Source organism: Exiguobacterium sp. s181, from assembly GCF_018617125.1.
GTDB classification, from domain to species: Bacteria; Bacillota; Bacilli; order Exiguobacteriales; family Exiguobacteriaceae; genus Exiguobacterium; species Exiguobacterium profundum.
The window spans coordinates 1-25,871 of record NZ_JACSJM010000005.1 but is presented as its reverse complement, the minus strand read 5'-3'; the positions used below and the strand labels follow the sequence as shown (position 1 = coordinate 25,871).

Annotated in this window: 21 protein-coding genes and 2 riboswitches; of the genes, 14 read left to right on the top strand and 7 right to left on the bottom strand. The window is 46.5% G+C overall.

Annotated features, from left to right (window positions below; all coding sequences use genetic code 11):
• The first annotated feature begins 86 nt into the window (after positions 1-86).
• The 5 genes from KNO70_RS14110 (at position 87) to KNO70_RS14090 (ending at position 5,593) form a co-directional block, all read left to right on the top strand.
• Entirely contained in the window at positions 87-356 is a 270-nt protein-coding gene (locus KNO70_RS14110) for a PTS sugar transporter subunit IIB (RefSeq protein ID WP_078146232.1), read from the top strand.
• Entirely contained in the window at positions 346-2,376 is a 2,031-nt protein-coding gene (locus tag KNO70_RS14105; RefSeq protein WP_168169829.1) for a BglG family transcription antiterminator, read from the top strand. The genes KNO70_RS14110 and KNO70_RS14105 overlap by 11 nt, the downstream gene beginning before the upstream one ends.
• 167 nt (positions 2,377-2,543) lie before the next feature.
• Entirely contained in the window at positions 2,544-3,965 is a 1,422-nt protein-coding gene (locus KNO70_RS14100; protein ID WP_078146234.1) for a PTS mannitol transporter subunit IIBC, read from the top strand.
• Between the two features lie 47 nt (positions 3,966-4,012).
• A complete protein-coding gene (locus KNO70_RS14095) occupies positions 4,013-4,444 on the top strand; it encodes a PTS mannitol transporter subunit IIA (RefSeq protein WP_078146235.1) in 432 nt (143 codons plus the stop codon).
• A complete protein-coding gene (locus KNO70_RS14090; RefSeq protein ID WP_078146236.1) occupies positions 4,445-5,593 on the top strand; it encodes a mannitol-1-phosphate 5-dehydrogenase in 1,149 nt (382 codons plus the stop codon).
• 37 nt (positions 5,594-5,630) lie between these two features.
• On the opposite strand, the gene KNO70_RS14085 is transcribed toward KNO70_RS14090, so the two are convergent.
• The gene (locus KNO70_RS14085) at positions 5,631-7,979 is read right to left on the bottom strand and encodes a bifunctional diguanylate cyclase/phosphodiesterase (protein ID WP_214812755.1); all 2,349 of its coding nucleotides are present in this window, start codon (positions 7,977-7,979) and stop codon (positions 5,631-5,633) included.
• A 139-nt stretch (positions 7,980-8,118) separates the two neighbouring features.
• On the opposite strand from KNO70_RS14085, the gene KNO70_RS14080 reads away from it, so the two are divergent.
• Positions 8,119-8,946 (top strand): CPBP family intramembrane glutamic endopeptidase, encoded by an 828-nt coding sequence (locus tag KNO70_RS14080; RefSeq protein WP_251025012.1) that lies wholly within the window; start codon positions 8,119-8,121, stop codon positions 8,944-8,946.
• 27 nt (positions 8,947-8,973) lie between these two features.
• The gene (locus KNO70_RS14075; protein ID WP_214689436.1) at positions 8,974-9,495 is read left to right on the top strand and encodes a GNAT family N-acetyltransferase; all 522 of its coding nucleotides are present in this window, start codon (positions 8,974-8,976) and stop codon (positions 9,493-9,495) included.
• A gap of 20 nt (positions 9,496-9,515) precedes the next feature.
• Here KNO70_RS14075 and KNO70_RS14070 read toward each other — a convergent pair whose 3' ends face one another.
• From KNO70_RS14070 to KNO70_RS14060, 3 genes are all read right to left on the bottom strand, one after another.
• Positions 9,516-11,018: an N-acetylmuramoyl-L-alanine amidase family protein gene (locus tag KNO70_RS14070; protein ID WP_214812754.1), complete on the bottom strand. Its 1,503-nt coding sequence runs from the start codon at positions 11,016-11,018 to the stop codon at positions 9,516-9,518.
• A 172-nt stretch (positions 11,019-11,190) separates the two neighbouring features.
• Complete coding sequence (locus KNO70_RS14065; protein WP_078146241.1) at positions 11,191-11,391, bottom strand: hypothetical protein; 201 nt, start codon at positions 11,389-11,391, stop codon at positions 11,191-11,193.
• A 66-nt stretch (positions 11,392-11,457) separates the two neighbouring features.
• On the bottom strand, positions 11,458-12,141 hold the full coding sequence (locus KNO70_RS14060) for a hypothetical protein (RefSeq protein ID WP_214812753.1): 684 nt from the start codon (positions 12,139-12,141) through the stop codon (positions 11,458-11,460).
• A 249-nt stretch (positions 12,142-12,390) separates the two neighbouring features.
• Between KNO70_RS14060 and KNO70_RS14055 the strand changes: the two genes are divergently transcribed.
• On the top strand, positions 12,391-13,653 hold the full coding sequence (locus KNO70_RS14055; protein ID WP_214812752.1) for a tetratricopeptide repeat protein: 1,263 nt from the start codon (positions 12,391-12,393) through the stop codon (positions 13,651-13,653).
• Between the two features lie 51 nt (positions 13,654-13,704).
• Here the strand turns inward: KNO70_RS14055 and KNO70_RS14050 are convergent, their stop codons facing one another.
• Together KNO70_RS14050 and KNO70_RS14045 are read right to left on the bottom strand one after the other, a co-directional pair.
• Complete coding sequence (locus tag KNO70_RS14050) at positions 13,705-14,022, bottom strand: hypothetical protein (RefSeq protein ID WP_078146244.1); 318 nt, start codon at positions 14,020-14,022, stop codon at positions 13,705-13,707.
• Positions 14,023-14,219: 197 nt separating this feature from the next.
• Entirely contained in the window at positions 14,220-16,061 is a 1,842-nt protein-coding gene (locus KNO70_RS14045) for an ATP-binding protein (protein ID WP_214689428.1), read from the bottom strand.
• Positions 16,062-16,298: 237 nt separating this feature from the next.
• On the opposite strand from KNO70_RS14045, the gene KNO70_RS14040 reads away from it, so the two are divergent.
• The 6 genes from KNO70_RS14040 (at position 16,299) to KNO70_RS14015 (ending at position 24,652) form a co-directional block, all read left to right on the top strand.
• Positions 16,299-16,904 carry a flavin reductase family protein gene (locus KNO70_RS14040; protein ID WP_214689421.1) on the top strand — a complete coding sequence of 202 codons (606 nt, stop codon included), beginning with the start codon at positions 16,299-16,301 and terminating at the stop codon, positions 16,902-16,904.
• Between the two features lie 170 nt (positions 16,905-17,074).
• The gene (locus KNO70_RS14035) at positions 17,075-18,025 is read left to right on the top strand and encodes an AAA family ATPase (RefSeq protein ID WP_214685761.1); all 951 of its coding nucleotides are present in this window, start codon (positions 17,075-17,077) and stop codon (positions 18,023-18,025) included.
• Complete coding sequence (locus tag KNO70_RS14030) at positions 18,022-19,092, top strand: DUF58 domain-containing protein (protein ID WP_214689419.1); 1,071 nt, start codon at positions 18,022-18,024, stop codon at positions 19,090-19,092. The genes KNO70_RS14035 and KNO70_RS14030 overlap by 4 nt, the downstream gene beginning before the upstream one ends.
• Entirely contained in the window at positions 19,089-21,188 is a 2,100-nt protein-coding gene (locus KNO70_RS14025) for a transglutaminase-like domain-containing protein (protein WP_214689417.1), read from the top strand. The genes KNO70_RS14030 and KNO70_RS14025 overlap by 4 nt, the downstream gene beginning before the upstream one ends.
• Positions 21,189-21,229: 41 nt before the next feature.
• A riboswitch (purine riboswitch) is annotated at positions 21,230-21,330 on the top strand.
• Positions 21,331-21,442: 112 nt separating this feature from the next.
• Positions 21,443-22,966: a glutamine-hydrolyzing GMP synthase gene (guaA, locus tag KNO70_RS14020; protein WP_031424658.1), complete on the top strand. Its 1,524-nt coding sequence runs from the start codon at positions 21,443-21,445 to the stop codon at positions 22,964-22,966.
• A gap of 134 nt (positions 22,967-23,100) precedes the next feature.
• Positions 23,101-23,202: riboswitch (purine riboswitch) on the top strand.
• An 88-nt stretch (positions 23,203-23,290) separates the two neighbouring features.
• The gene (locus KNO70_RS14015; RefSeq protein ID WP_251030135.1) at positions 23,291-24,652 is read left to right on the top strand and encodes an NCS2 family permease; all 1,362 of its coding nucleotides are present in this window, start codon (positions 23,291-23,293) and stop codon (positions 24,650-24,652) included.
• Between the two features lie 26 nt (positions 24,653-24,678).
• Here the strand turns inward: KNO70_RS14015 and KNO70_RS14010 are convergent, their stop codons facing one another.
• Entirely contained in the window at positions 24,679-25,521 is an 843-nt protein-coding gene (locus KNO70_RS14010; protein WP_214758753.1) for a VanW family protein, read from the bottom strand.
• Positions 25,522-25,871 lie beyond the last annotated feature (350 nt).

Sequence of the window (25,871 nt, the reverse complement as noted above, 5' to 3'; positions counted from 1 at the left end):
ATCTTTGCCAACAAGCAAAATAGTAAGATAAGTAAGCGGTTCCAACTTATGATTAGATAAAGATAAGCGACGAAAGAAGGGCTGACATGAACGTATACATTGCTTGCCATAGCGGATTTGTGACGAGTGCGATGGCGGCGAAGTTGTTCGCACAGGCAAGCGAGGGGCGCTTGTCTTGTACGATTACGCACGGAACGATTCAAAACATCCCGAATGAGGTGGATTTGATTCTCTATCAGGAAGGGGCGACCCCGGTCACCCATCCGACCGCATGTGTCCGGTCAGTCCGACAACTCCTGTCGCTCGAGGAATACCGACTACTTGTAGAAGAATGGATGGATGAGCATGAGACATGAGTGGACCACGAGAGAACGGTCGATTTTACTACACTTATTAGCAACTGAGACATCGGCACCGCTCGCCGAAATCGCGCAAGCAGTGAATTTGTCTGAGCGCACGATTCAACGAGAACGACAATTACTTGAAGGCATCTTAAAAGAGTTCGAACTCGAACTCGCTTGGCAACGCGGTCATGGACTGAGCCTGGTCGGCAAACCATCTGCGAAGCAACAGTTACGAGAAGACCTCATCTTATCCGCAGAAGCGATCCCGACGAGCGAGGACCGCTTATTTGAGCTGGCGTGGCGTCTCTTGTTCGAGAACGATACGCTTAAATTGCAGGCGGTCGCCAAACAGATGCACGTCTCGCCGAGTACGTTGACACAAGACCTAGAGAAATTGGATCGATGGTTCGAAGAGTATCATTTAGAAGTTGAACGGAAAAAAGGTGTTGGGGCTAGAGTGCTCGGTTATGAGTCCGAGAAGCGTAAGCTACTCATCAACGCTCTGCTTGCCCACTGGGACACGCTCGCATTTTATCGCTTCGTCCGTGGAGAAGACGACTACATTCCTGCTTTTTTAAAGATGGTACCATGCGAGGAGATGCTTGAAGGTCTTCGAGACGGTTATGATTATTTGAAATCCCTTTCGTTTGAGCGGATGGACGACCGCACCATCATGCGAGTCACGTTCGCTTACGGCGTGCAACAAGAGCGGTTAGCGTCTGGATTCTTTTTAGAGATGTATACGAAAGGACGGTCCGAGGACTATCTGAAAGTCGCCACCGATATGGAAGCGGCTCTCGGTATCACTTACTCGATGGCGGAACGCGTCTGGTTCGCGGAAGAGGCGAATCGTCTGCGCTCAATTAAAGATCAAATGAAAGAAGACGAGGAAGAACGCTGGATCATGCAGATTCGGGTGCATAAACTGATTCATCACGTCTCGCTCATCTACGGGTTTACCTTTACGGATGACGCGGCTCTCGAACGAGGACTGCTTGCTCACATCCTCTCGAGTATGAATACGCAGGCGCTACCAGAGACGAGTACGGTCAAGCCCCACATCGACCGCGACTATCCGGGACTTCGTTCGGCGATTCAACAGGCCGCCGACATCGTCTTTGGGACGAATACGTTCTCCGAAGAAGAAACGGTTTTTTGGGCGATGCACTTTGCGGCAGCACTCGTCAAACCGGTGCGCCGCCGCGAATATCGGGCGCTCGTCATCTGTTCGGCCGGACTCGGTTCGTCGAAGATGCTCGTCAATCGGGTACGCCAAGAGTTCCCAGAGATGCAAGACGTCGTCAACTCATCACTTTTCGGACTCGAGCAGCACCGACTTGAGGAATATGATGTCATCTTGTCGACGGTGCCATTACCACCACTCTCGGTACCGACATTGATTGTCAATCCGTTGTTGACGAGTGAAGAAGTACAGCGCGTCCGTCATCTTTTACTATCTTTACCGCAATCCTTTCAGACACTCGCAACGAAGCCGCGTTCAACGATGCTTGATTTCGCAGAACTCGGGGAATTGGTCGAGACGTTCGAACGGATGGATGACCAGTTCGATTTGGTCACGCTCAATAATACGGATCGTTTAGAAGATATCTTGCTTGATATCGGTACACATTTAGAAGAACGTGACCTCGTACAAAGCGGAATTCAGCTCTCTGCCCAACTGCTTCGTCGTCACGAGGTCGCGGGCCTTGGGGTGCCTGGTACGAAACTGGCGTTATTCCACGGACGACATGCCTCGATTGAGAAGGCGAGTGTGTTTGCGTTTGATTTAACGACATCGATCCCACTCCTTATGATGGATCAGTCGACCGAACCGGTGACACGTCTGCTTGTCTTGCTGGCACCGGAAGAAGCACGTGACGTCGAGCTTCAGTTCCTAAGTGCGATCAGCGGGTCGCTCATTGAGAGCGAGGAGCATATGCGTCTTTATAGCACGGGAACGAAAGAAGATCTTCGTTTACTCCTACACGAATGCATGAAGAAAATGATTCATGAGACGTTGTACGAAAAATGACCGAACCATGGTCATTTTTTTGTTTGGCACAAAATGTTGCCAAAGTGTGAACTGGATTGAATTGAGAAAGCGCTTACTCCAGGCATACAATACAGGTGTAGAGCACAAACCGGTTAGCTACACTACACATTCAACCTTTCACATTTAAACGACTGGAGGTTTTATACATGGCGAATACGCAAGCAAGCTCGGGCGGGGTCCGAGTCAAAGTACAACGGTTCGGTAGTTTCCTCAGTGGGATGGTCATGCCGAACATCGGCGCCTTCATTGCCTGGGGGATTATCACAGCACTCTTCATTCCAACAGGATGGTGGCCAAACGAAAAATTAGCAGAACTCGTTGGTCCAACAATCACGTATCTCTTACCATTACTCATCGGTTTCACTGGTGGTAAATTACTTCATGACGTACGAGGCGGTGTCGTCGGGGCACTCGCCACGATGGGGGTCATCGTCGGTACCGACATTCCGATGTTCCTCGGTGCGATGATCATGGGTCCACTCGGTGGTTATGTCATCCGCCAAGTCGACCGTGCCCTTGAAGGCAAAGTTAAAGCGGGATTTGAAATGCTCGTCAACAACTTCTCAGTTGGAATCATCGGTGGTCTTCTCATGCTTGGAGGATTTGAAATCTTCGGTCCGATCATGAGCGCCCTCGATAAAGTGATGGCGGCAGGTGTTGACTGGATCGTCGGCGCGAAATTGCTTCCGGTCGCAAGTCTGTTCATCGAACCAGCAAAAGTTCTCTTCTTGAACAACGCCATCAACCACGGGATCTTGAGCCCGCTTGGTGTCGATCAAGTCGCAGACGCTGGAAAGTCCGTTCTCTTCTTACTTGAAGCTAACCCAGGACCAGGTCTTGGATTACTTCTCGCATACATGTTCTTTGCTAAAGGTGCAGCGAAACGTACGGCACCGGGTGCAGCCATCATTCATTTCCTTGGTGGGATTCACGAGATTTACTTCCCATATGTGTTGATGAAGCCAATCTTGATCCTTGCGATGATCGCAGGGGGCGCAACAGGGATCTTCACGTTCGTACTCTTTGATGTCGGTCTCGTCGCACCGGCTTCACCAGGTAGTATCTTCGCCATTCTCGCGATGGCATCACGCGGTTCATATCTCGGACTCGTGGCAGGGATTCTCTTGTCAGCAGCGGTCACGTTCGCTGTGGCGAGTGTCATCTTGAAATCGAGCGCAGCAGAGGAAGTATCACTCGAAGAAGCGACACAAAACGTGAGTGCGATGAAAGGCAAGCAGTCTTACGCATCGGCTCTCGTGACAGATCGTCTTGATAAAGTCGACCATATCATCTTCGCTTGTGACGCTGGGATGGGATCGAGTGCCATGGGAGCATCGGTTCTTCGGAACAAGGTCAACAAAGCGAACTTGCCAATCAAAGTGACGAACACGTCCATCAGCAACTTGCCGAAAGGTGCTCAGTTTGTCATCACACACGAAGATTTGACGGAGCGCGCGGAAGCGCAAGCGCCGAATGCGATTCATCGTTCGGTCACGAACTTCTTGAACGCCGATTACTATGACCAATTAGTAGAAGAAATTAAAGCGGAACGTAGCAAAATTTCTTGAACTCAGAACAGATAGAGACACGGTTTAGCCATTAGGAGGAAATTAAAATGCCATTCATTCAAACAGAGATGATTCGACTTAACCAAACATTCGCTACGACAGAGGAAGCAATCACAGCAGCCGGAGCCGTCCTACAAGACGCCGGCTGTGTGACGCCGGAGTATGTAGAAGCGATGCATGAACGTCAAGAGATCGCAAACGTCTATATCGGAAATCACGTCGCCATTCCACACGGTACAGAAGCAGCGAAATCAGCGGTTCAGAAGACGGGGATCTCGTTCCTGCAAGTACCAGACGGGGTCGACTTTGGGGGTCAAACGGCCAAACTCGTCATCGGAATTGCAGGCGTGAATGATGAACATTTAGAGCTCCTATCGCAAATCGCGATTCTCTGCTCAGACGAAAGCAATGTAGAGCGCCTTGTTCAGGCGAAAACGAAGGAAGAAATCTTGGCGCTCTTTATGGAAGAGGTGGCGTAAATGAAAGCTGTTCACTTTGGGGCAGGAAACATCGGACGAGGCTTTATCGGATTATTGCTCAACCAAAGCGGTTACGAGGTGACGTTTGTCGACATCAATGATACGGTCATCGAAGCGCTTGAGGCAAAACGTCATTATGAGGTCGGGTTCGCAGAAGACGGCGTCGATCGTATCGTCGTCGACCGTGTTCGCGGTGTCAACAGTTTAAAAGAACCGGCTCGTGTCGTGGAATTGATTGCAGAAGCAGATCTCGTGACGACGGCTGTCGGACCGTCACTCCTCTCAAAAGTGGCACCCTTGATCAGTGAAGGACTTCGTGCTCGTGAAGTCGAGGATGCACCGGTCTATGTCATCGCATGTGAGAACATGATTGGTGGGAGTGCAATTCTTCGCCAAAAAGTAGAGGCGTGTGGTGGTGTCGGGGAGGCGAATGTCTTCTTCCCGAACGCAGCAGTCGACCGCATCGTCCCGCTACAACAACATGAGGATCCGCTTTACGTGGAAGTCGAGACGTTCCATGAATGGGTCATCGAGACACAAGGGCTCAACGAACAACCACCGATTCAAGGTGTGACATGGGTTGAAGAAATCGGACCGTATATCGAACGAAAATTATTCACGGTCAATACAGGACATGCCATCGCCTCTTATATCGGCTCGTTGTTCGGGAAGGCAACGATTGACGAGGCGCTGAAGGATCGTCGCGTCCGTCAAGTCGTCCAAGGCGCATTATATGAGACAGGTTGGTTATTGCTTGAGAAATACGGATTCGAGGCGAAAGAGCATAGCCAATACATTCAAAAAATCATCAAGCGCTTTGAAAATCCGAAACTGAAGGATGAAGTGTCACGCGTGGCGCGTTCGCCGATTCGCAAACTTGGACCGAGCGACCGTCTCGTCAAACCGGCACGCGAATTGATGGATAACGGCATCGAGCCAAACGAACTCGCTTACGGGATTGCAGCAGCCCTTCATTACTACAACCCGGAGGACTCGGAATCGTCGGAGCTGAATTTGTCGATCGAAGAACACGGCATCTCGTCAACGATTGAAAAATACCTTCATCTTCATGAAGGGGACACGTTGACTCAGTTGATTCTTGATCAATATCATTTGATTCGGGAAGAAGAAAAAGAACGTGTGTCTTAATCAAAAATCGCTTCTGTCACCTGACAGAAGCGATTTTTTAGTGTTTCCCGAATTCGAGATAGGTCGTTGTTTGTTTTACGTGAAGTGGAACGTCTGTCTCAGACAACGGAAGACTGAAGTAGTAGCCTTGTACGTAGTCACATGATTCCTTGAGTAACCATTCGAGTTGAGCGGATGTTTCCACACCTTCCATGAGAACTTTCATACCAAGGTTGTGACCGAGTTGAATCATCGAGCGGACGATGGCCTCTTGATTGCGGTCGGTGAACAGGTTCTCGATAAACGACCGATCGATTTTCAGCACTTGCACAGGAAGTTCCCGAAGTTGGCTGAAAGAAGAATAGCCGGTCCCAAAATCATCGAGAGAAATGAGGATTCCGAGCTGATGCAACTGTGTCAGTTTTTCACGAGTCGAGGCCTCATATGAAAGCATCGAGGACTCGGTCACTTCCAATTCGAGATACATCGGGTCCATCCCCGTCTCCAAAAGAATGGATTGTAGCGTATCAACAAAGTCTTTGCGCGCAAATTGGAGCGGGGAAACGTTAAGGGATAATGTAAAGGGACGTATCCCAGTTCGTTGCCAACGCACCCAAGCGCGACAACCTTCCCGAATGACCCAATGACCAATCGAATGAATTAACCCCGTGTTTTCCGCAATCGGGATGAAGTCAGATGGCGCAACCTTTCCGATTTGTGGATGTTGCCATCGAAGTAACGCTTCCGCGCCTTCTAATCGATTCCGCTTCAAATCGATTTTCGGTTGATAGACAAGTGTCAGTTCGTTTTTACTTAGTGCGGTGACGAGTGCTTTTTCTATCTCGATATTGCGCAAGAGTTGAGGTCGTGATGATTCTTCGAATAATTTGATATTATTCTCTCCATCTTGTCTGGATTCATCAGCGGCAAGACGAGAAAATTGAATAAGTTCTTCGGAAGAAGCACTATCCTTAGGGAAATGACTGATTCCCGCACTCATCGTCAATTCAAGAGTCGTGCCATCCACGTCGAAGCTGGATGAAATCGCCTTAATACATTTTTCAGCCTTTTGATGAGCGAGCGAACTGCGTTGCGCAAATAGTAAAATGACAAACTCGGATGGTCCGATTCGTGTCAATACATCGTCTGGGTGAATCGTATGTTTGAGGCGGTCAGCGACTTGAATGATCAACTCATCTGCTCCGTGATGCCCGAGAATGTCACTTAGGAAACGCCAGCGGTTTACGTCGATGTATAAACAGGCGACCGAACGTTCTTGTGAGATACATTCCTTCAAGAGGGCATCCAGTTTATGCCGATTTGGTAAGTCCGTCAATGCATCGTGAAAAGCCATATGTTCAATCAGACGCTGAGAGGCGACTGCTTCGGTCACATCTCGGATAAACCAGAGTACTTGATTGTTTGAACCATCTTGAAGTGGATAAGACGTCACTTCTAACGTACGATGATTCGTGTCAATTTGTACCGGCTGATAGAACGGCTGTTGAGCCGACAGCAAAGGATGATAATCCTGAAAAAAGGGTTCTGTCGCATGTCCCTCGAATAAGTGAGCGAACGCTTGATTTTGATATTGGATTTCACCATCGCTTGTCGTCGTCACTACAGCATCCGTTGTCGATTCTAAAATCGTCGTTTGAAAAAGGTCACGTTTTTGGATTTGTCGTTCTAACGTATACGCAATAAAGTACATCCCGAATAAGAGAAACACGATGCTCGTGACTAACCATGCGAGTAGGGTCGGATCAATCGGAACCTGCCTGGCGGGTGAAGCATCAGGAATGATAGTCGTTGCCCGCATTCCAGCAAGGTGCATACTGAAAATAGCTGTCCCCATCAGAAGGGAGAACATTAGTTTAACGGGCAAGGATGTCCGTGCCGTAGCGTAGGACGAAAAGAAACCTACCCATAAGGCGAGAAAGGAAGCGCCCCAAGCGATACCAATTGAAATCAATACCCATAAGGGATCAAAGTCCAATTGAACACCTTGGATGGCTTTCATGCCAATATAATGCATGCTGACGATTCCAAATCCCATCAAACCGGAAGATTGCAGTAAGGACATCCATGTCGTCTTGCGAGAAATCAAACCGAACGACAGGATGCACCCGACAATCGCCGGAATCATTGATCCGATAATGAGCCAAATCGAATAGGTGCTCTCATGTAAGGACGCATGACCGAGCATGGCCACAAAATGCATGGACCAGATGCCAAGACCTAGCGTGGTACCACCAAATAAAATCCAAGTACGATGAGACGTTGTCACACCTCCTGTGACCCGCTTCGCTAATTCGAGTGCCATCAAGGCTGAAACGCTGGCAATGAGAAAAGCGAGTATCATCAAAAATCCATTGTGACTTGTTGTATGCGTGCTAATCTGTTCCATAGTGTCGATACCTCATAGGGTTATTTAATCCATTCATCACTTCATTATATGCCGAACAATTATAATTACATACAAAAAGATTCAAATGCTATTCTTCCAATCAAATAACGGGTACTACATTGCTGAAGGGGTGCTGATTATGTATAAAAACAAATACATCAACTTTTTCTTATTGGTCTCATTCGGCTACTCATGGCTTATATGGGGAAGTTTGTACTGGTGGACCGATTTACCAATCATGGTCATCGTTATTTTAGGGGCGTTTGGTCCAAGCATTGCAGGGTTTCTCACGATGTATCGACTTCGGGGCGGGGAAGGGGTGACACATCTTCTTCGGAAAAGCATTCAGTTCCAGATGAGTTGGAAGGCGTATGCGATTCCTTTTTTGTTGGTTCCGTTCTTATTTCTCGTAGCGTATTGGTGGACGGATCGAAGCGGTGCCCTACTCGTTCGAGAACCGTGGTGGGTCGTCCCATACTTCTTCTATATGCTATTTCTCGGAGGGACGTTGCAGGAAGAGTATGGATGGCGCGGCTATTTGCTGGACGCCTTACAATCAAGATTCTCTCCACTTCTAGCTAGCCTGTCACTGGGGGTCCTTTGGGCGATGTGGCATATTCCGCTCTTCTTCATGGCTGGAACAGGACAGGCGAATTTGTCATTTTGGGCGTATGGCTTAGCCGTGATGGCATATACGATCATCATGACTTGGGTATACAACGGTTCGTCGCGCAATTTATGGTCGGCCTTTCTCATGCATACGATGTTCAACGTAATGTTCGTGATGGTCGGGTTCGAAGCGGAAAGTGGTTATCCAATCGGGTTTATTCATTTGACAATCATATTATGGACCGCTGCGATTTTAGTCATTTGGAAAACGTACGGTAAATTGAATTATGAGCCGCTCGAAGAAATGATTCCCTCGTACCCGAGTGTTACGCAACGAATTCGTGAGGGTAAAGAGTAAAACAAAAAAGAAAAGGGAGTGGCCGTCTTGAATTTTCGTGCACTCGAACAATCAGACGTGAAATCCTTGCAGCGCTTATTTATGGAGAGTTTGAGTGACTTGATTCGACGAGAGCGGTTTGAAGATGCCGATTTGCTAGATGAAGAAGTGGCGCGTCTGAACACGACGATTCAAGATCATTTCGATGATGACACCGTTGATCTGTACGTTGTAGAAGAGGACGGAATCCTTGTCGGAGCAGGGGCGTTATTACCTCCGAATGATATCATCTCAGGCAACATACAAATTGAGCGTGATGCGATTGAGCTAGGGAGTGTCTATGTGTCACCACGAATGCAGCGGCGAGGTGTCGGACAATTCCTGTTAGAAGAGATGATGCGTGAAATTTCGGTTCGAGGGAAGAAGGTCTTTTATTTAGATGCCGGATTCCCGAGCGCACAAGCCTATTGGCAGAAACGATTGGGTGAGCCGTCTCATATCCTCGAACATTATTGGGGACCTGGGGCATCCCATATGATTTGGCAAGTCCATATCAAAAAAGGAACTTAGCTGAGTGCTAAGTTCCTTTTTTAGTAATAAGATCGCATGAATTGATGAATACCGGATGCTGTTGCTTCAGCCATTCGTTGGCGATATGTCGTACTCGTTAAATGTGAGCGGTCGCTTGAATTACTGATGAATCCGTATTCGACAAGGGTAGAAGGTGAAACGTTCCGTCCGACTACGTATACATTTTGATACTTGACCCCACGGTTTTGAATCGTAGAAATCCGTGAAGCGATCTCTTTGTTGATACTTGAGCCGAGACTACGGCTGGCGGAAATGTAAGGGTTTGTCGTATAACTTTCTGACGTCGGGACGAGTACCTCGTGTCCATGTGCCGTGTTATAAACGGAAGAGTTCGCATGAAGACTGACGAACACATCCCCTTTATAAGACTTGTTGAGTGACACACGCTGTTCAAGGGAGAGGTATGTATCGTTCGAACGAGTCAATTTAACGTTGTAGTCATAGGTGCTCGATAAGACGCCAGCTAGACGTTTCGCGATATCAAGTGCAATCACTTTCTCATAAACAGAGCCATAGACAGCGCCAGGATCGTTTCCACCATGACCTGCGTCGATGACGACCGTTTTACCGGTTCCGTTTGTATCCGTTGGTGTCGTAACAGTCGTAGGTTTCAAGTACTCGGATGCTACATACCCGGTTTTGCCGTTGTATGTGACTTTATACCACGAGTCATAACGGCTGACATATTTGACGACTGATCCAGCTGGAATGACGGTCAAGACATCGCTCCATGAAGCGGCGCTAAGACGCATATTCAAGTTCACGGTCGTTTTATAATAAGAAGACGGGGTTACGGGAGCTGTCGTCGCCGTTAAGTAGTCAGAAGAAACATAACCGGTTTTTCCATTATAGGTGACCTTAAACCATGATCCATAACGGCTCACATATTTGACAGTCGCACCCGATGGAATCGTCGTGACGACGGAACTCCATGAAGCGGCGCTGAGACGCAGGTTCAGGTTGGCAGTCGTTTTATAGTAGTCCGAAGGTGGGACTGGCGCACTCGTAGGTGTTAAATAAGCAGAAGCGACATAGCCCGTCTTTCCATTGAACGTCACTTTGTACCATGACCCATAACGACTGACATACTTCACGGTCGCGTCGGCAGGGATCACGGTGACCACATCACTCCATGAAGCAGCGGTGAGGCGCATATTTAATCGGTCTGTTGTCTTATAGTAAGCAGAAGTGTTTGAGACCGAAACATATTGAGAAGCGACATAGCCTGTTTTGCCTCCATAACTGACCTTGTACCACGAACCGTATGTACTAATGTACGTGACGCTTGAACCAGATGGGATTGTCAAGAGGGCTGGGCTCCAAGTGGCTGCGCTGAGGCGAAGATTTAAGTTGGCGGTAGTGGTATAGGTCGAGGCGGCTTCGGCGACAGTCGATTGAATACCGGAAGAATCCAATTGGAACGGGACGACTGCTGCCCCGGATATTGCAAGTGAAGAACTAAGTAACAGCTTTAAACTCCATGATGATTTTGTTTCATTCAATGTTCAAACTCCTTTATTCATTAAACTGGTGACAAGGGCGGCGTATGAGAGTGCATCTAGATTGTCCCTGTTTATTATATAAGTAAAAAGGAAAAAATGGAGGGAAATATATAATTCATTTACCTTTTTTATTAAATAAAAAAGACGCACGAGGCGTCTTGAGCAAATCAGTTTATACGATGCGTGGCATACCTTCATTATTAAAGGTTGCTGGAACGTCGATTTGTACAATGCGTGGTCTTTCTTCAGCATTTATAGTAATCGGTTCTTCGATTTTTACGATACGTGGTCTTTCTTCCGCAAAAGGTTTAAATGAACTTCCGAGTAAAAGGACTGCAGTTGTAATAAAGAAAAATCCAGCTAACTTTTTCATGTTTAATTCCTCCGTTGTATAATGATTTATATGGAAAAAAATTAATACCAATTTTGATCAAGCAACTTAAATGTCATCTGAGGATTTTAAAAGCTGGTAGATGTCTTCAGACTGTTCTTTAACAGAATCGAATAAGTTCCCTGAGTAGGTCTCAGGTAAACTCGGTTCGAAAATAGTCACTTTATCAGAGTCGTTTATCATCAAAGTAGCTAAGATCGGAACTTTCACAGTCTGACTTAATAGGGTACTACAAAGTGGAGTACAAACTTTTTGTAGTTGCTCTAATGAGTTAGGTTGCCAACATACAGAGGCTTCAGGAAGAATATATAAAATGTGACCTTCGCTCAATAGCGTTTCACATTGTTTAGATAACAAATCGGAATCCTGTTCAACGTTGATAAATTCATAATCATGAAGTTGTGCTTCATAAGAAGTTTTGCTACTTCTTTTTAAAATTGACAACGATAATTCTGGACCTAAAATGTAAAGCTTTTTAAAGGAACGGTTTGCTTTTAACGTCTTTGAAATTAGTTTCGGAAGACGTTGGTAGTAATCGATTTGAAATGCGTTTACAATGAAGCCTTTAGTAGAAGATAATAACTGTGTCAAATTTTCTAAGCCTTCGAAATGATTTAAGTCATCTTTCGAATATGAATGGTCTACTACCGCAGACGGTTTAGAAGATTTCGACTTAAAGTAGATTTTCGGTTTAATATAATCTTCAGCGAGTAAAAAACTAAGTTTCCCCATGTATACCATCCACCTCCTACAAACTGTTCATCTTAATTGAAAAAAGTAGAACTAAAGTCCAAATCACTATTGATTGACTAGTTAAATCTTATCATGATTAATTGTGATGATGGATAAGTTTGGGTTGGGAAACTTTTGTTTAATATGCTTAATTAAGTTGAGGATTATAGGCTGAATTTCCTGAAAGTACTTCACATGAATAAATTATGAGTGAAGTTCGAAAATGGGGCAAAGGGGCTACTACTAATAATGGAGTACAACTATGGGAATTTAATTAGAGTAGAGCGCTTGCGAAAAAATATGAAACAATCCGTGTTAGCAAGAGGGATCTGTTCAATTTCTTATTTGAGCAAAATTGAAAATAATCAAACATCTGCTAGTGAGGAAGTCCTAGAACTTCTTTTCGAGCGTCTTGAAATTGAAGTACCCCTATATCATGACTTTAGTTACCAATCAGAAAAAGTTATTAAAGAAATAAGAGAAATTTTGAAAGAAGCAATCCTTACTCGAAAAGATCGTGACAAACAAGAGCAAGTCAAAAAATATATGAATCATCCTACGGTTAAACAATCCAAATCGGTGTATATGACTCTCATGGTCACATTGGCCCGTTTTGGAGTAATGCCAGGGGGGGATTCGAAATATGTAACGGAAGTAGGTTGGATTGAAGATCAACTTTCTGCTGATGATCGCATTCGATATTACACAGTGAAAGCACTTCAATATTTTCAGGAAAATGAAAAAGAACTATCATACAAATTAATCGAAGAAGTAACAAATAAATTACCTCATTTAGGAATACCTGATTGGGAGGCTGCAGATATTCGTTACATTACGGGCGCGTTATATTTCCGATTTACCGACAATATACAAGCTCTTGAAAATCTTCAAGCTTCATTAAAATATTTTCAAGAAAATTTTTGTTTGGAGCGAATGATAGAGTGTCATATGTTGATTGGACTAACTTATAAACGACGAAAACGATATGCAGATGCTCTCTCTTACAATCAAAAAGCTTTAAAAGTCGCCAATGCAACTGATTTAAGAAACTATTATGGAATGCTCTATAACAATATAGGAGAAATCTATTCGTTATTAGGAGAACAAGATAAGGCACTTACGTACTTCATGGAAAGTTTTGAATACAAAGTGGATATTAGAAGTAAGCTATTTAGTGTGTTATCACTGGTAGAGGTAAATGCAAAACAGGAAAATGAACAAGGTGTCTTAGATTGGTTAGAAACAGGCCACGAATTGATGCAACAACATGAAGCGGTCGAAGAATTCAATCAGCACTTTAATATCTATTGGAATCACTTTAAGGATAAGAACTCTCAAAAGCTTATGGAGAGCCTAAAAAGTGCCGTGACTTATTTTGAAGATCACGATGAGTACGTATACGCAAAAAAATATGCCCTTTGGTTAGCGAAAGAGCTAAGGGAGAATGGGAAATACAAGCAAGCAACAGACTATTACGAAAAAGTAATTTCAATCATGTCACAAGCAGAATGACGCTCGAAGAGAGCGTCATTTTTTATGGGATAAGTACTTCTTCGAGTCATTTTATGGTGTCGTGAAATAATGCACAGTCCACACTTGTTCTTGGACGAGGCGTTCGTCTTCTATATGACCGTTAAGGACCTGCTGTAATAGGTGAATCAAATGTTTTTGAAGATTCGCATCATGTGAACCACTATGCAAAATTTCCTCTTCGCTCGCAATAATGTAAAATCCACCAAGGCGTAATGGCACGTGCTTCCGAATCAAAGCAGCGGCAGATTGAAACTTCGCTTGCTCCCCCATGTGAGGTACGTCAATCTCAAAACGTCCCAATTGATTAAAATCTCCAATCTCTGAAAAAGGCGGGTCACGATGATCCAATGGCAAGTCCTCCGATCCTAGCAATCTCTTTATAATCAGTATATCTTGTTTTTGGCTTAAAACGTGTAAAAATAAATGGATAGGGTATCCTACATCCACGAAAATGCATCGGTTTCTTTCCTTTCTATATATTGTCAAAGGATTCCTTCCAAATTAGGCAAAAAAGAGTCAAAAATAACACGGTCGACATGACCGTGTTATTGCATGATGTGCTCTTTTGAGGTTGGTAGTTCACAGATGAATGTACTTCCCTCTCCATATATCGATTCGACATGGAGTTGACCCTCATGCGCTTTGGCAATTTCTTTACAAATTGCGAGACCGAGTCCGGTACCACCGATTTTTCGACGGTCCGAATTATCGACTCGATAAAATTTACCGAAGAGATGAGGGAGTGAGGCACTTGGTATTCCCATACCATGGTCTCTTACTTTCATCACGACCTCTTCATCTACGCGTTCGAGCGATACAAGGATATTCCCGCCATCTGGCGAATATTTGATGGCGTTACTTAATAGGTTGCCGAGCAATTGACGCATCCCTTCTAAGTCCGCATCAATAATGAAATCTTGTTCGGTATCGGTGTCGATGAACAGCTCATGTCGGTCCGTCGTTTCCTGATAAAACGCGACACTATCTGTGACGAGCTGATATAAGTCGACCGGTTCCCACTCGAACGCTTGTTTTCCAGACTCCATTTTTTGAAGATCTAAGAAATCGTTGACGAGATAGGAAAGGCGTTTCGCTTCATCGTGGATCGTCTTCAAATACAGTTCACGACGACTTTCCTTCAAATCACGTGACAGCATCAGCTCGGTAAATCCGTAAATCGAGGACAAAGGCGTCCGTAATTCATGCGAGACGGTCGAGACGAGTTCAGATTTCATCCGATCAATCTCCGTTTCGGCCGTGACGTCACGTAAGACGAGCATCGTTCCACGAAGTCTGCGGTCCCGATAGACGCTTTCAGCATAAAGTTGAATGAAGCAATCGCCTTGGTCGATTGAAATCGTCAGTCCGTCTTCCGGCGGGTCTTGTGTGAAGACGCGCTCGAAGTATCGGACAAACTGTTCATGCTGATCGACTCGTTCTGCTAATTGCTCGATATCGATGTCAATGACAGAGAGTTCTTCGTATCCCTTATAGTCAAAGTGTAAATCATCAAACATACGGATGAAGGCGCGATTCCCGACGACCGTATCATCCTCATAGTTCACATACAAAATGGCTTCCCGTACAGAATTGATGAGTTGCGCTGTTTCTTTTCGGTCTTGCTGCATCTGACGATAAAGCTGCATGCGGAGAAGAGAGATGGCGAGTTGGCTTGCGAATGCATTCAACTCAGACTTTTCACTCGCATCGTACTGTTCGTCGTAACGAGCCAAGTAAAGGCACCCGATCAGACTATTATCCGATGGGTCCATGATAGGAATGACCGTCTCATAGATATAATACGGATACGTGTGTAACGCATCGACGACCCGCTTAGAAGTGGCGGCTGGTAATTTTGAAATCATGACTCGTTTAAGCAAAAGGGAGTCTTTTTTTAGACTTTCCTGCTGTTCTTCGGTCATCTCTTTCGGTACGACAGACGTGATTTCTCCGTCTTTGGTGAGTAAGAGGGCACCGAACTCAGATTTTGTAAGCAACACAATCTTTTCAATAACAGAAGAGTAATCGAATAATGATTCTTTCGAGGCCAATACTTCAATCAACTCATTGCGATATTGAAGATTGATTTCGTTTAATTTGGATTCGTTCAACACGGTTTCGAGCTTTTCTTTCTTCGCTTTCAGTCTGCTGTTCTGGTCGGCCATCCGTTTGATGAGCGGGCGTCCGATCAATAAAATGGCACTGATGAACATGACCAATCCAATCATCCAAATCCATCGGAGGGCAGTGAGTTCGAGAGTGGAGACATCCCCATCTCGAACGAACCAGGCCCCAATCAAGGTCAAAACCAGACTGAATCCACAAACACTATATAAAATACTGAGTATTTGACGACTGTTCAATTGTTCAATCCACTTGCTGATCATTCGTTCTACTTCCTTCCTTGAACATAAAAAACGATAGGTCATCTTTTCCTTGCCCTGAATTCTATGAGACCGGGAAGGGAAAATGAAACAATTTGCTTATACGAAGTGTTTAAAATCATATACACATAATGCGATTTACCCAAAATACATGAAATGTACACGTGTCAACCTGCTTTGCGTTGACATTGTCTGATGAAGTGATTATTTTGAAGTTAAGATAAAAAGGAGTGTGAGTCTATGCTATCGATTGAACCTTCTGCTTTGACTGAACGAGACACATATAAATTTTTGATTGGCAGTATTGTTCCAAGACCGATTGCGTTTGTCACAACACAACATGGGGACGTGATTAATGCCGCCCCGTTTAGCTACTTCAATGTAGTCGCATCCAATCCTCCTCTCGTCTCCGTCTCGGTTCAACGAAAAGACGGCGTGATGAAAGATACGGCGCGTAACGCACTCCGTACGAATGAACTGGTGATTCATGTCGTAGATGAGACGAACGTCATTAACGTGAACGAGACGGCCGCCAACCTCGCGGCAGATGAGAGTGAGCTGTCGTGTACGGATTTTACGCTTCAACCGAGTGATATGATTTCGACGCCAGGGGTCAAAGAAGCAAAAATCCGTTTTGAATGTGTGCTCCATCATCACTTGCCGATCGAACATGACGGAAAAACGACTGCCGATCTATTGATTGCACGAATTGTCCGTTTTCATATTGATCGAGAGTTATACAGTCAAGGACGCATCGATGCCAAACGGCTAGCGCCTGTCAGTCGGATGGCCGGCAATGGTTATGCGACCCTTGGAGAACTATTTGATGTGAAGCGCCCAGAATAATCGATAAACGTGCCCGTTTTTTCTAAAGAACGGGCACGTTTTTGGGTAAAGAAATAGGAAGCGCATTTGGGTGCGGTATTTCTTTCTTTCCGATACTCGCTTGTGTCACAATAAAGTCAGAACATTCTAACTTTCAGTCATCCTAGATCAGAGAAAAAGGGGAGTCCGTCATGTACCGTCCAACTGTCCAATCGATTATTACCGCTATCGAAACCGTGATTGTCGGAAAAGAAGAAGTCATCGCAAAAAGTCTCACTGCCTTGCTGGCGGGTGGACATGTATTACTTGAAGACGTACCAGGAGTCGGGAAGACGATGCTCGTTCGTACGTTCAGTCGAGCGATTGACTTAGATTTTAAGCGCATCCAATTCACGCCGGACATGCTACCATCCGACTTGACCGGAATTTCGATGTATAACCAAAAAACGAGAGAATTTGAATATCGACCAGGTCCGCTCATGGGTAACATCATTTTAGCGGATGAAATCAACCGGACCTCACCGAAAACGCAATCGGCTCTTCTCGAGGCAATGGCTGAGCGAAGTGTGACAGTGGACGGGGAGTTGAAAGTGTTACCGTCACCTTTCTTCGTCATGGCGACACAAAACCCGATTGAGCATGAAGGGACGTATCCGTTACCGGAAGCACAGTTGGATCGCTTCTTACTTAAAATCGAGATGGGCTATCCGACGTTCAATGAAGAGATTGCGTTGTTGTCACGTTTTGAAAAAGAAGAGCCGCTCGAGGCGCTTCAGAGCGTGATCACGAAGCAAGAAGTCGAACTGATGCAACGTGAAGTGAGAGACGTACATGTGTCGAGTGCGGTCAAGCAGTACATCGTGCGACTGGTACATGAGTCGCGAAAAGATCCGCATACGTATTTAGGCGGGAGTCCGCGAGCCACACTTGCGTTGATGAAAGCAGCACAGGCATGGGCGTATATCCATAATCGTGATTTCGTCTTGCCGGATGATGTGAAGGCGATGGCGACGAGCGTGCTCGGACATCGCGTCCTTTTGACAGCGGAAGCGCGATATAAAGGAAAGTCACCAAATCAGTTGATTCAAGATTGGCTGGATACGTTACCTGTCCCGATGGATCGTGAGGTCAATGAAGTATGAAAAACTGGATGAAGCTGTTCGTTGTATGGGCGGCGGCATTCGGATTGTATGCATTTGCCCGCATCGAAGGCAGTATCGTCGCCTCAACATTATGGTGGTCGTTCGTCGTGTTGACCGTCTACTGGACGCTCTTTATGATTTATCCGGTCACGGCGGCAAACGTATTGCGTCGTGTGACGACGAAGCGACTTGTCTCTGGACAAACGATGGACGTCGAGTTACGAATTGAACGGAAGTATCCCTTCTTAATTGGGATGGTCACGTTAGAGGAACGATTGCCACAACGTTTGACGGATGAAGACAAGACGATTGTCGTTCCGGTTGACCGTTTTTTCCGGCAGGCAGAAGTCGTCCAGTATGAGGTCGGGGCGATCAAGCGTGGGATTCATGTCTTTGACCGCACCGTGCTCCATGTACGCGATGTGTTCGGTTTGTTCGACCGGAAGCGGACGTTGCGACTCGAAACGGTCGTCGAGGTGTCGCCTGCCGAATTGCCGTTTGATTTACCTCGAGACGAACATGTCGGCGGTCGTGGGGAACAATATCGTCAAATGCGGACGTATACCGAAGTGGCCAATACGACCAGCGGAGTTCGGGAGTATGCGGCAGGGGACCGAATCGGACGGATTGATTGGAAGGCATCCGCACGTCGAGGGAACTTGATGACCAAGACGTTTGACCAGGAACAAGAGAAGAAGCTCTCACTCGTATTCGTGCCTGCCGTCTCTGCCGGGTATGAAGAGGCGTTTGAACGTTCCCTTTCCTTACTCGTTGGGGCGATTCGTCAGTTAGAACGAAAAAATCTGCCGTTTGAACTTTACGTCATCGAAGAGCAGGTGCGACTGTTCCATCTTCCCGACCAGAGTGCGGAAGTCGGCCATTACTTGTTGACCGCCACGCCAGAAGCCGAGGGGCGTCTCGTCGAACGAGTGAAGCAAAATCTGCCTCAACAAACTGGAGATTTGATTTTGATCAGTCCGTTTGAAACGACGTCCATTCGAGAGTTGATGCACGAGACACAAGGTAGCTATCATCTCTACACGGCAGTAAATGAGGTGACGGTATGAAGACATGGGTAACCCGAATCGTCTATACGGCGCTTGCCGCCTATTTGTTGTCGTTCTGGATTGAGCCGATTGTCGGAAGTACGACGTTCGATGTGACGTGGCCGTTTTACTTCCTGCTTATCGTGCCGATGTTTGCCAGTCTTCTGCCGTGGGCTGCTTTCCTTGGGATCTCGCTTCTTCATTTCCTCGTCATCTTGTATGTCTATCATGGCAGTATTCTGGACTGGTTTGGGCTATGGATGGAAGATTTGATGGGTGTCATGAGCGGTGAGCTGCCGAATGAAGCAATTTTCTTCTCTGCCATGGCGCTGATTGGCTTGCTGTTCGCCGTGCTCGTCGGACGAACCTATCCGAGTTACAGTTTTGCACTTGGGATGATTGTCTCGACACTTGGGGTTATGGCTTATTTTGATACGTGGACGTTGTATGACGGGGAAGGCAATATCCTGTATGCCATCGTCACATCGCTCCTCTTATTATTTGTCACCGATTTGGCGAAACGACCGAGTCAATCGCTCGTCCGATTCGTCAGTATCGGACTACTCCTCAGTGTCGTCGTGGCTCTCGCAAACGCTTCGCCAACGCTTGAAGGCGATTGGTCTGACCGGATCACTACGAGTTTCCGGAATGCGACGACGGAAGGAGATGGGAGTGGCCCAGGCCGAGTTGGGTATGGAGTGAACGACGAATCGCTAGGTGGTCCGTTTGAACAGGACGACGGCATCGTCTTCATCGCTCGCGGCGTGCCGGCCCGCTATTGGCGCATCGAATCCAAGGCGATTTATACGGGGAAAGGTTGGGTTGAGGCACCGGTCCTTGACTCGAACTACAATCGTGGTCAGTTGGTGGACTCGGAAGTGGATACGACACCGGAACAGGCATTATTACGTTTTGAGCGCCGACAACCGTTCGTTCCTTATGGTGGAGAATATCCGCAAGCCATCGAAACGGAGTCCGGTACCGAATTTCGAGTTGGTGACATCGAGCGGGCGTTCCCGAACGAGACGATTACGATGCAACCGTCCGGAAAGATTGTATTTGAAAATGAGGAACAATCGACTCCGCGGACGATCCAACTTCGTTATAGTGTCCCGGCTTTCTCTGAAGAACAGCTTGCATTAAATGAAGAAATCACGTCGCTCACGGAAGAAGAGCAACAGGTCTATTTACAGCTACCGGAATCGTTGCCAGAGCGTGTACGAAATTTAGCCGCTGACATTACGGCGGAGAGTGAGACACCGAACGAGAAGGCGGAAGCGGTAGAAGCGTATTTCCGAAATGGAGAATTTCAATACGATACCGAAAATGTGGCACAACCGGAGGGGGACACGGATTATGTTGACCAGTTCCTGTTCGACACACAAATCGGGTATTGCGATAACTTCTCGACGTCAGCTGCCGTGTTGTTGCGTGCGAACGGCATACCGACGCGTTGGGTAAAAGGGTTTACGATGGGTGACACACGAGGGGTCGTTCAAGGTGAAGAAGAATATACGATTCGAAATCGTCACGCCCACTCGTGGGTCGAGTATTTCATTGAAGGCGCGGGCTGGGTCCCGTTAGAAGCGACCATCAGTTTCTCGGACGCCAACTTATTGCAGATGGAACGAGAGACGGATACGGAAGACACGACACCGGCTGCGAACGATCCCCAAGCAAATCAGGACAATGATACGCAAAACCGTCCGCAAGAAGATTTGTTGATCGATGACGTGACGACAGGTGATGTTCAAGAGGAGGCACGCAACATGCCCGTGTGGGGATGGGTTGTCATTCTCTTCCTCGTGGCGGTCCTCGTTTGGAACCGGAAAATCATCGCGCGTCAAATCATGTATGTCTGGTGGATGAGTCGTCCGCTCACGGATGGGCGCCTCGTCTCGATGCACCGCTATTTGATGAAACGACTGCGTGCGAACGGATTCAAAATTGAGGGACGTACGCCTTCGGAACTCGCCAAAGAGGTCGACGCCTACTATGAAACGAATGATATGACCCGTCTGACGGCTTTGTTTGAGCAAGCTATTTATGCGGAACAAGAGCCGAATTCAAAATATAAAGAATATTGGAAAATCATGATTCGTCGAATTATGAGTTGAAGTGACGGGATGCATCAAGTAAGATAGACGCATTAGTTAGATAATTGAACATGGCATTCCTTCGTATATACTCGTGAATTGGCGCGAGAGTCTCTACCGGACCACCGTAAATGGACCGACTATGAAGGAGCACGTTTCGTATACAAAGAAAAGGGCGTGCTTCTTCTTCGGTTTGGGTTAATCTGGGGAGAGGCGCGTCCTTTTTTTTGAGGAGAAGGCAGAAAGGTGGAGATTTCGTGAAAGTAGAACAAGAAATGATTTTGGTGCTTGATTTTGGTGGTCAGTATAACCAGTTGATCACACGTCGTGTCCGTGACCTTGGCGTATACAGCGAGTTGCATTCACATAAGATGACGGCAGCGGAGATTCGCGAATTGAACCCGATCGGCATCATCTTCTCGGGTGGACCGAACAGCGTATACGCGGAAGGTGCATATCGTTGTGATCCAGAGATCTTTGAACTGGGTATTCCAATCTTCGGGATCTGCTACGGGATGCAACTCATGACGCATCACTTCGGTGGTCGTGTGGAACGTGCCGCTCATCGTGAATACGGAAAAGCGACATTGTTCTCAACGCCGGAAGCATCAGCGATTTATAACGGGCTTCCAGTCGAGCATACAGTATGGATGAGCCACGGTGACCTCGTCATGGAAGCGCCGGAAGGATTTATCGTCGATGGAACGAACCCGTCTTGCCCGGTCGCTTCAATCAAAAACGATGAGTTGAAAATGTACGGTGTCCAATACCATCCAGAGGTTCGTCACTCGGAGTATGGAAACGACATCTTGAAAAACTTCATCTATGAAGTATGTGGTGCCAAAGGCGAATGGTCGATGGAAAACTTTATCGACCTCGAAGTGGAGAAAATCCGTGAAATCGTTGGCGATAAGCAAGTTCTTTGTGCGCTTTCGGGCGGTGTCGACTCTTCTGTCGTGGCCGCACTCGTTCATCGCGCAATCGGTGACCAGTTGACGTGTATGTTTGTAGACCATGGTCTCCTTCGTAAAGGGGAAGCGGATAGCGTCATGAAGACGTTCGCGGACGGATTCAACATGAAGGTCATTAAAATCGATGCACAAGAACGTTTCTTGACGAAACTGGCTGGTGTCTCGGACCCTGAGCAAAAACGTAAGATCATCGGAAACGAGTTCATCTACGTATTTGATGAAGAAGCATCGAAACTCGTCGATATGGACTTCCTCGCACAGGGGACGCTCTACACAGACATCATCGAGAGTGGGACAGACACAGCACAAACAATCAAATCACACCATAACGTCGGTGGATTGCCAGAAGATATGAACTTCACGTTGATCGAACCGCTCAACACGCTCTTTAAAGACGAGGTCCGTGCACTCGGTACAGAACTCGGTCTTCCTGACTATATCGTTTGGCGCCAACCGTTCCCAGGTCCAGGCCTTGGAATTCGTGTCCTCGGTGAAATCACGGAAGAGAAGTTAGAGATCGTGCGTGAATCCGATGCGATTCTACGTGAAGAAGTGAAGAAAGCTGGACTTGAACGCGACATCTGGCAATACTTCACGGTGCTCACGCCGATTCGCTCGGTCGGAGTCATGGGTGACGAGCGTACGTATGACTATGCTGTCGGTGTCCGTGCGGTCACTTCAATCGATGGCATGACGTCCGATTGGGCACGTATTCCATGGGATGTGCTTGAGAAGATCTCTGTCCGGATTGTAAACGAAGTCAGCCACGTTAACCGTGTGCTGTATGACATTACGTCTAAGCCACCTGCAACAATTGAATGGGAATAAGCTGAACAGAGGGGATATCCCCTCTGTTTTGTCTTAAAACCGAACATTCACGTTTTTTATCGATGTAAAATCCGTGAATTTAGTTGACATTCTATTTTCACGCTGATACGATAAGAACGTTCTTATTATAACCGAACAATTATAAAATATTTTGCCGTATAATGTCGGGGATATGGCCCGAGAGTCTCTACGAAATCACCTTAAATGATTTCACTACGGCGAGACATAGATGAGGGTGTATGCCCTCGTATGTTTCGCGTGGGGTCCTCGGTCATTTGCCGGGGGCCTTTTCTCGTTTTACGGCGAGCACAAGGAGGAAAACAAATGAGCACACAGCTCAAGCAAGAACAGCAACAACCATCAACAACGAGTCGGATCGATCGTTACTTCCAACTCACAGCACTCGGGACGAGTGTTCGCACGGAACTGATCGCAGGATTTACAACTTTCCTTGCGATGGCTTACATCCTTTTCGTTAACCCGAACATTCTTGGGGCAGCGGGTATGGATACAGGAGCGGTCTTCGTGGCGACAGGTCTTGTTGCAGTCGTCGGTTCATTGACGATGGGACTTCTCGCGAACTACCCGATTGCGATTGCGCCGGGCATGGGCCTCAACGCGTTCTTCGCATATAGCGTCGTCATCGGGATGGGTATTTCTTGGCAAACGGCTTTGTCAGGTGTACTCGTATCAGGTCTCTTCTTTATCGCATTGACGTTATCAGGAATTCGCGAAACGATTGTCAACGCGATTCCGGCTCCGCTCAAAATGGCGGTTGCTGCAGGGATTGGTTTCTTCATCGCTTTCATCGGTTTGAAAAACGCAGGCATCGTTGTCGCGAATGAAGCAACACTTGTTAGTCTTGGTTCGCTCGGAACGGGCACAACGCTTCTCGCGGTATTCGGTCTTGTGGTCAGTGCCTTGCTCATGGCGCGCGATGTAAAAGGTGGTATTTTCATCGGGATGTTGTTGACGGCGATTGTCGGAATGATCTTCGGTCTCGTGCCAACTCCGACAGCCATTTCAGATGTCGTGTCGATGCCGCCGAGTATGTCATCTACATTCGGTCAAGCCTTCATCAACTTCGGTGACGTCTTCACGCTTCAAATGCTCGTTGTCATCTTGACGTTCTTCTTCATCGATTTCTTTGATACAGCAGGAACGCTCGTCGCGGTAGCGCGTCAAGCTGGGATCATGAAAGAGAACAAAGTACCACGTGCGAGTAAGGCGTTGTTAGCTGACTCGACAGCGACGGTGGCAGGTGCAATCTTCGGAACATCTACAGCGACTTCATACGTTGAATCGTCAGCAGGTGTCGCTGCTGGTGGACGCACAGGGTTAACAGCTGTCTTCGCAGGATTGTTTTTCGGGTTAGCGTTGTTCTTCTCGCCTCTCTTGGCAGTTGTTACGGCGCCGGTCACAGCTCCTGCGCTGATTATTGTTGGTGTGCTCATGGCTTCGGCACTTCTTGATATCGATTGGAAAAAGATCGAGATTGCAGTTCCTGCATTCTTGACGATTATCATGATGCCACTTACATCATCAATCGCAACGGGAATTGGGCTTGGGTTTATCCTTTATCCACTCATGATGATTGCAAAAGGGAAGACGAAAGAGATTCATCCGATCATGTATGGGATGTTGGTCATCTTCTTGGCATACTTTATGTTCTTGCCACACGCATAAGTTCATTTGAAAAGCCGGCTCTGTTATTACGAGTCGGCTTTTTTGTATGCAGTATTTTCAGGAAGGAATGGATCGTACATCGTGATCGCGTGATTTTCTGTGATGAACTCATTTCGAAGATGTGTGCCATTCATTGAAGTGACTTCTCTAAATATCTGGTTATGTCGTATCGTTCCACCCCACCATTCCCGGGTGAAATGATGGTTTTCTTCATATATACGATACTGTTCTTTATTCGGGATGTTCGAGCGCCATTCCCCGACGAGATGATCTCCCTCTATATATAGAAGGAGTTGATACGTTTGTGCTGTCTGGTTTGTGATTTGTAAGTCGAGATAATTATAAGAACATGTCGCGCCACTCCCGAAAGGTTGATCCCGTCGGTAATCTGGGAACACATCGTAGCTGTGACGATAACGTTCGGTTACGGTCAAGGGGCTATGTAAGGTGATCCAATAGATTAGATTCGACAGTTGGCATAGACCACCACCGATTCCTGAAGTGACTTTTCCGTAATGAAGAATCATTCCGTCGACGTATCCTTTACGTTTCGTCGGCTTGCCGATCATCTTCCAATAAGAGAGGACGTCGTTTGGAGTCAGGATAGAGCCGTTCAGTTTGGCAATTGCAATCTTCAGATTGGTAACCTTGTTATGCTGAACTTCCATATCGACATCTCGGAGTTGGCGATATAGAGGAGTGCGGTGTGTATGGATCAGATATGGCATCGGGTCAGTATTTCGTTTTGAAACATATTTTCGTTTATCCGTCATCCATTCAAGTCGTCTCTTTAACGTATATACTTGGGTACCGGACCATATTCTGAGCGGTGAACGTTTCTTAGGACGCTGTAGATCAGATTGCATCATGAAGGGCTCCTTAAAGGTTTATAGTCGTTATTAGATATAGCTGTATTCTTTAGAGTGATTTATTCTTCCTTCAAGGAGTTGGGATTCGAACTTTGGATGATGTAGAAAAAGATTTAAAAGTTTTTTTAGGATAATGCTTGCAAGATTAAAAAGCAGGTGATATAGTTATCTCTGTTGCCAGCGACAAACGTTGAATAAACAAAAAAGTTGTTGACATCAAAAAGAATTAAATGTTATTATCATTTAGTCGCCAAGAGCGGAAGACGAACTTTGAAAACTGAACGATGAGGCAAAAATAAGTTTTACCATTTTTGAATGAAGCGCAAGCTTCGTCAATTTAAGAGCTATAT

Coding starts and splice junctions, on each gene's coding strand:
- KNO70_RS14110 (WP_078146232.1), top strand. CDS start 87: ATGAACGTATACATTGCTTGCCATAGCGGATTTGTGACGAGTGCGATG.
- KNO70_RS14100 (WP_078146234.1), top strand. CDS start 2,544: ATGGCGAATACGCAAGCAAGCTCGGGCGGGGTCCGAGTCAAAGTACAA.
- KNO70_RS14040 (WP_214689421.1), top strand. CDS start 16,299: ATGCTATCGATTGAACCTTCTGCTTTGACTGAACGAGACACATATAAA.
- KNO70_RS14030 (WP_214689419.1), top strand. CDS start 18,022: ATGAAAAACTGGATGAAGCTGTTCGTTGTATGGGCGGCGGCATTCGGA.
- KNO70_RS14065 (WP_078146241.1), bottom strand. CDS start 11,391: ATGAAAAAGTTAGCTGGATTTTTCTTTATTACAACTGCAGTCCTTTTA.
- KNO70_RS14095 (WP_078146235.1), top strand. CDS start 4,013: ATGCCATTCATTCAAACAGAGATGATTCGACTTAACCAAACATTCGCT.
- KNO70_RS14010 (WP_214758753.1), bottom strand. CDS start 25,521: ATGATGCAATCTGATCTACAGCGTCCTAAGAAACGTTCACCGCTCAGA.
- KNO70_RS14055 (WP_214812752.1), top strand. CDS start 12,391: ATGGAGTACAACTATGGGAATTTAATTAGAGTAGAGCGCTTGCGAAAA.
- KNO70_RS14105 (WP_168169829.1), top strand. CDS start 346: ATGAGACATGAGTGGACCACGAGAGAACGGTCGATTTTACTACACTTA.
- KNO70_RS14085 (WP_214812755.1), bottom strand. CDS start 7,979: ATGGAACAGATTAGCACGCATACAACAAGTCACAATGGATTTTTGATG.
- KNO70_RS14045 (WP_214689428.1), bottom strand. CDS start 16,061: ATGATCAGCAAGTGGATTGAACAATTGAACAGTCGTCAAATACTCAGT.
- guaA (WP_031424658.1), top strand. CDS start 21,443: ATGATTTTGGTGCTTGATTTTGGTGGTCAGTATAACCAGTTGATCACA.
- KNO70_RS14080 (WP_251025012.1), top strand. CDS start 8,119: ATGTATAAAAACAAATACATCAACTTTTTCTTATTGGTCTCATTCGGC.
- KNO70_RS14035 (WP_214685761.1), top strand. CDS start 17,075: ATGTACCGTCCAACTGTCCAATCGATTATTACCGCTATCGAAACCGTG.
- KNO70_RS14060 (WP_214812753.1), bottom strand. CDS start 12,141: ATGGGGAAACTTAGTTTTTTACTCGCTGAAGATTATATTAAACCGAAA.
- KNO70_RS14015 (WP_251030135.1), top strand. CDS start 23,291: ATGAGCACACAGCTCAAGCAAGAACAGCAACAACCATCAACAACGAGT.
- KNO70_RS14025 (WP_214689417.1), top strand. CDS start 19,089: ATGAAGACATGGGTAACCCGAATCGTCTATACGGCGCTTGCCGCCTAT.
- KNO70_RS14090 (WP_078146236.1), top strand. CDS start 4,445: ATGAAAGCTGTTCACTTTGGGGCAGGAAACATCGGACGAGGCTTTATC.